Source organism: Pseudomonas sp. JV245A, assembly GCF_032424515.1.
GTDB lineage: Bacteria > Pseudomonadota > Gammaproteobacteria > Pseudomonadales > Pseudomonadaceae > Aquipseudomonas > Aquipseudomonas protegens.
In genome coordinates this window covers 1-4,459 of the sequence record NZ_VYKE01000253.1, presented here as the reverse complement: position 1 = coordinate 4,459, position 4,459 = coordinate 1, and the positions used below count along the sequence as shown (strand labels likewise).

The window sequence follows — 4,459 nt, the reverse complement described above, 5'->3', positions numbered from 1 at the left end:
CGACATGCTGCCGAAGTCCGGGGCCCGGCTGTTGCCACCCATGGCCCAGCGCGCCGCCACCGGCATCAGCGTCAGGCCGATGGTGGTGATGACGATGCCAGTGACCAGCGGTGGAAAGAATTTGGTGATCCGCGAGAATACCGGTGTGATCAGCAGGCCGATCAGCGAGGCGACGATCACCGCACCGAGAATCGACTGGAAGCCGCCCTCGCCGCCGCTGGTAACAATCGCCACCATGGTCGACACGCCCGCGAAGGACACCCCTTGCACCAACGGCAGCTTGCAGCCGAAAAACGGCACGCCAAGGGTCTGCAACAAGGTTGCCAGCCCTCCTGCGAACAGCGAAGCGGCGATCAGCAAGCCGATCTCCGAAGGCGACAGGCCAGCCGCCTGGCCGACGATCAGTGGCACGGCAACGATGCCGCCATACATGGTCAGCACGTGTTGCAGGCCATAAGCCATGTTTGCGCCAACACCCAAATTTTCGTCTTCGGGCCGCTGTTGTGAAACCTGGGGGGTATTCATGGTGTGGGGTTCCCTGTTTTTGTTATGGGCACACTGTATGCAACATCCAAGACAACTGTCCATAGGATTGTATACAGTTTTCCATTCTGAATTTCCCCACCCATCAACCCGGGCCATTGCGCGCAAGGCACTCGGATATTGACTCCGTGCCGGCCTGTAAAGGCGGCCCAGAGCCCTCGTTGAAACCAACCCAGGGCCGATCCGCCGCTCTTCAACCGAAGGTTTGAGGGCTGCTCTACTGGTTGAAAAAACAGGATAAAAAAGCCGATCCCGTTGCCGGATCGGCTTATCTGCTGCTCGTAGGGTGCGATCCGTTGGCCGGAACCCGGATCTTGTACACATTGGGTGCAACACGGCCCTACCGTTGGCCGGGCCGGCGACGGCAAACGCGGCAACTGCACCTGGACGGCCGTGTCGACAACCGACCGGAACCGCGGACACCGCCTCGCTGTTGGGGAAGCCGTTAAATCAGGCCTCTAGCAACTGCTCGAGAACCCGCGGCAGTTCGGGGTGGGCCGGCAGGCGCAGGGCAAACTCGTCCTGCAACAGGCTCATCAGTTCCCCTGCATCGGTGATCTGCCGCCGCTCGCTGGGCTGCCCCATCCGATGCAGGGCGTAGCTGCCATTGTTCAAGGTGCGGCGTATTCCCAGCCCCATCAGCGCCACCTTCAATTGGCCGAGGAAAGGAGAGTCCGGGTGGGTCGAGACGTACCAGTTACCCATCTCGTAATCCACATCGCCCTGCAGTTGCAGGTCAAAAACGTACATCGCCCGCCATTCATCCATGACCTTGGCGCGCAAGGTGTAGCTGCCTTCGCGCAGGGTGATGCGATACGGCTCGTGGGGCGTTGCCTGTTCTTGCTCGGTATCCAGCAGCAAGGGCGCGGTGGGCACCATGCCGCCAAAGCCGACATCGACGATGTAGCGCTGGCCCTCCAGGTGCACCAGCGCCAGACGGTGGCTGCGAGCGGTCAGCGCATCTTCCGGCGCCCCCATCACCACCCGCCCGGTGATGCCCCGGGCATCGAAACCCAGGTGCTGCAACAGCACCAGGAAGGCCTGGTTGAGTTCATAGCAGTAGCCGCCGCGCCCCTCGTGGAGAATCTTGCGCTCCACCGAGGCCAGGTCGATGGGTACCGGAACCCGCAACAGGGTCGAAAGGCTTTCGAAGGCAAAACGACAGACATGGCGCCATTGCAGCTCCCGCAGGGTTTCCAGGGTCGGCGCTGGCGCCTGTGGGTAGCCCAGTTGCTGCAGGTACAGGTCGAAGTTCATCAGGTGCGGCTGGCTCATGCACAAATCCTTGAAATGAGGGTCGCCCGGGGTCGCGACAGGCCCCGGCAGGTCGGCGTTATGTATAAGCCAGAAGCGGCAAGCCCGGACAATCAATTCGGCTGATATTTTTTATCGCATTGGCCCCGGATTGGCTCTTGCCAAGCGCCGAGGGTGACTCTGTAATAAGTGCCCCCTCGCTCCCGCTGGAGAACTCTGCGCCATGCACTCACTGGAAGGCCCGCGAATCATCCTGCGCCCGTTGCAACGCAGTGATGCCGACGCCCTGGTCAACGCCGCCCGGGACGGTGAGCTGTGGAACCTGCCTTTCACCGTAGTACCCTCCCCCGACACCGTCGAACGCTACCTCGACGTGGCGCTCGAGGGCCGTGATGCCGGTAGCGTACTGCCGTTCGCTACCGTGCTCAGGAGCACGGGCGAAGTCATCGGCTGCACGCGTTTCTGGAAGATCGACCGGCACAACCGCAAGCTGGAGATCGGCAGCACCTGGATCGCCAGCCGCTGGCAGCGCAGCTTCGTCAACACCGAGGCCAAGTACCTGATGCTGTGCCATGCCTTTGACGACATGAACTGCGTGCGGGTGCAGTTCACGACCGACGAGATCAATCACACATCCCGCGCGGCGATCCTGCGCCTCGGCGCCCAACAGGAAGGCATAGTGCGGCACGAGCGCCTCATGCCCGACGGACGCAAGCGCAATTCCGTGCGTTTCAGCATCATCGACGACGAGTGGCCCGCCGTGCGCCAGCGTCTGCAACAACGCCTCAGCCAAGCCTGAAGCCTCACCCTTACAAGCCCCCACAAGGATGTAGCCATGCCCGTCGATTTCACCCTACGCCCAGCCCAGCACGAGGACGCACTGTGCATCAGCGGCCTGGCCACCCAGGTCTTTCTCGACACCTATGCCACCGACGGCATGCGCAGCGACCTGGCCGAGGAAGCCCTGAGCGTCTACGCCCCGGAACAGTTCCGCCAGCGCCTTGAGGATCCCCACAGAAGCCTGTTGCTGGCCGAGCGTAACGGGCATCTGCTGGGCTTCGCGGAAATCGCCGGCAACACCCGGCCGCCGCTTGCCGGCCTGGCCGATGGGATGGAGCTGGTGCGCCTGTACGTGCAGCGCCATGCCCATCGGCAAGGCGTTGGCCAGGCGCTGCTGCAACAGGTGGAAGAACGGCTGCAAGCCAGCGACAGGCCCTGCCTGTGGCTCGCCGTGTGGGCACAGAACCACAGGGCGCAGGCCTTCTATCAGGCCCAGGGCTACGTCTGCGCCGGTAGCACCGGCTACGAGTTTGGCGGCAACGCCTACGCCAACCAGGTGTTCTGCAAGCGCTGGTAGCCGTCAGCGATCGGAGCGCTGCAACGGCTCCCCCACATGGTCCGCCGCCAGCGCCATGGCCCGATTGCGGCCCGTGGCCTTGGCTTGATACAGGGCCGCGTCGGCCCTTTCGATAAACATCTCGATGCTGTCGCGGCCCGTCGGCACGAAGGCGTAGCAGCCCAGGCTGACCGTCACGCAGCCCACCGGTGAGCCGGAATGAGCGATGTTGCGCTGCATGACACTGCGGCGAATCTGCTCGGCCATGGCCAGCGCGCCATGAATGTCGGTGTCGGGCAGCAACACTGCAAACTCTTCGCCACCATAGCGCACAGCCAGGTCAGCCTTGCGCTGGCAGCAGCCCTTGAGCGCCTGGGCCACCTCGGTCAGGCAGTGATCGCCCGCCACATGCCCGTAGGTATCGTTATAGCGCTTGAAATAGTCGATATCGACCATGACCAGGCTCAACGGGCTGCGTTGCCGCGCACCACGGCCAAACTCCACGGTCAGGGCGCGCTCGAACAAGCGGCGGTTGGCCAGGCCGGTGAGGCTGTCATGGGTGGCGATCACCTCCAGGGCCTCCTGGGCCTCGCGCAGATCTGCCTCGATCCGCTCGTTGTTGCGCACCTGCTGCACGAAGACCCAGCCGAACAGGCCGACCCCCAGCAGCACCAGGGCGACGATGGCCGTGGACTGGTAGGCCGAGGCATACCAGCCCTTGAGCACCGAGTCCTTGGAGTTGGCCGCGGCCACCACCAGGGGATAGGCCTGCAACTGCCGATAGCCGTACAGGCGCGTCACCCCATCAACAATCGAGGTGATCATGGCGTTGCCGGTGGTGGCCTCGGGCAAGTACTTGCTGAAGATCTCGCCGCGGGCCAGGGAAGCACCGATCTGCCGCTCTTCGAACGGCCGCCGCGCAATCAGCGTACCGTCGGACAGGGCAAGGAACATGGCGCCCTGCTCGTCGATATTGAAACTGGTGAAGAACTGATCGAAATACGCCAGCTTGATGCCTGCCATCAGCACCCCCTGGAAATTCCCCTGGCTATCGTTGAGCCGCCGCGAGATGGGAATGATCCATTCGCCATTGGCCCGGCTGCGGATGGCCGGGCTGATGTGAGCCAGCAACGAAGCATTCTGCTGATGGAAACGAAAGTAGTCGCGGTCTGCCACATCGTTGCCATGGGGCGAATCACCAAAGGAACTGACCACCCACTGACCGTCCCGGTCATAGAGAAATACCCCGCTGAGCTGGGTCAGGGCCTGCACCCGCCGGGCGAATATGCCCTGCAAGCGGGGCTGCTGCTCAGGGCCATCGCCCAG

At 63.2% G+C, this 4,459-nt stretch carries 5 protein-coding genes; 2 read left to right on the top strand and 3 right to left on the bottom strand.

Annotated elements, in window-relative coordinates:
• Together F6S12_RS29965 and F6S12_RS29960 are read right to left on the bottom strand one after the other, a co-directional pair.
• A partial coding sequence (locus F6S12_RS29965; RefSeq protein ID WP_315869704.1) for a solute carrier family 23 protein occupies positions 1 to 525 on the bottom strand: 525 nt, incomplete at its 3' end.
• A 468-nt stretch (positions 526 to 993) separates the two neighbouring features.
• A complete protein-coding gene (locus F6S12_RS29960; RefSeq protein WP_152686073.1) occupies positions 994 to 1,818 on the bottom strand; it encodes an arylamine N-acetyltransferase family protein in 825 nt (274 codons plus the stop codon).
• A gap of 202 nt (positions 1,819 to 2,020) precedes the next feature.
• Between F6S12_RS29960 and F6S12_RS29955 the strand changes: the two genes are divergently transcribed.
• Together F6S12_RS29955 and F6S12_RS29950 are read left to right on the top strand one after the other, a co-directional pair.
• On the top strand, positions 2,021 to 2,596 hold the full coding sequence (locus F6S12_RS29955) for a GNAT family N-acetyltransferase (RefSeq protein ID WP_093406169.1): 576 nt from the start codon (positions 2,021 to 2,023) through the stop codon (positions 2,594 to 2,596).
• Positions 2,597 to 2,632: 36 nt separating this feature from the next.
• On the top strand, positions 2,633 to 3,154 hold the full coding sequence (locus F6S12_RS29950) for a GNAT family N-acetyltransferase (protein ID WP_315869703.1): 522 nt from the start codon (positions 2,633 to 2,635) through the stop codon (positions 3,152 to 3,154).
• 3 nt (positions 3,155 to 3,157) lie between these two features.
• Here the strand turns inward: F6S12_RS29950 and F6S12_RS29945 are convergent.
• Positions 3,158 to 4,459 (bottom strand): diguanylate cyclase (locus F6S12_RS29945; protein ID WP_315869702.1); only part of this gene is annotated, 1,302 nt, incomplete at its 5' end.

Excerpts from the sequence above, each read along its gene's own strand:
- F6S12_RS29960 (WP_152686073.1), bottom strand. The coding sequence starts at position 1,818 with ATGAGCCAGCCGCACCTGATGAACTTCGACCTGTACCTGCAGCAACTG.
- F6S12_RS29955 (WP_093406169.1), top strand. The coding sequence starts at position 2,021 with ATGCACTCACTGGAAGGCCCGCGAATCATCCTGCGCCCGTTGCAACGC.
- F6S12_RS29950 (WP_315869703.1), top strand. The coding sequence starts at position 2,633 with ATGCCCGTCGATTTCACCCTACGCCCAGCCCAGCACGAGGACGCACTG.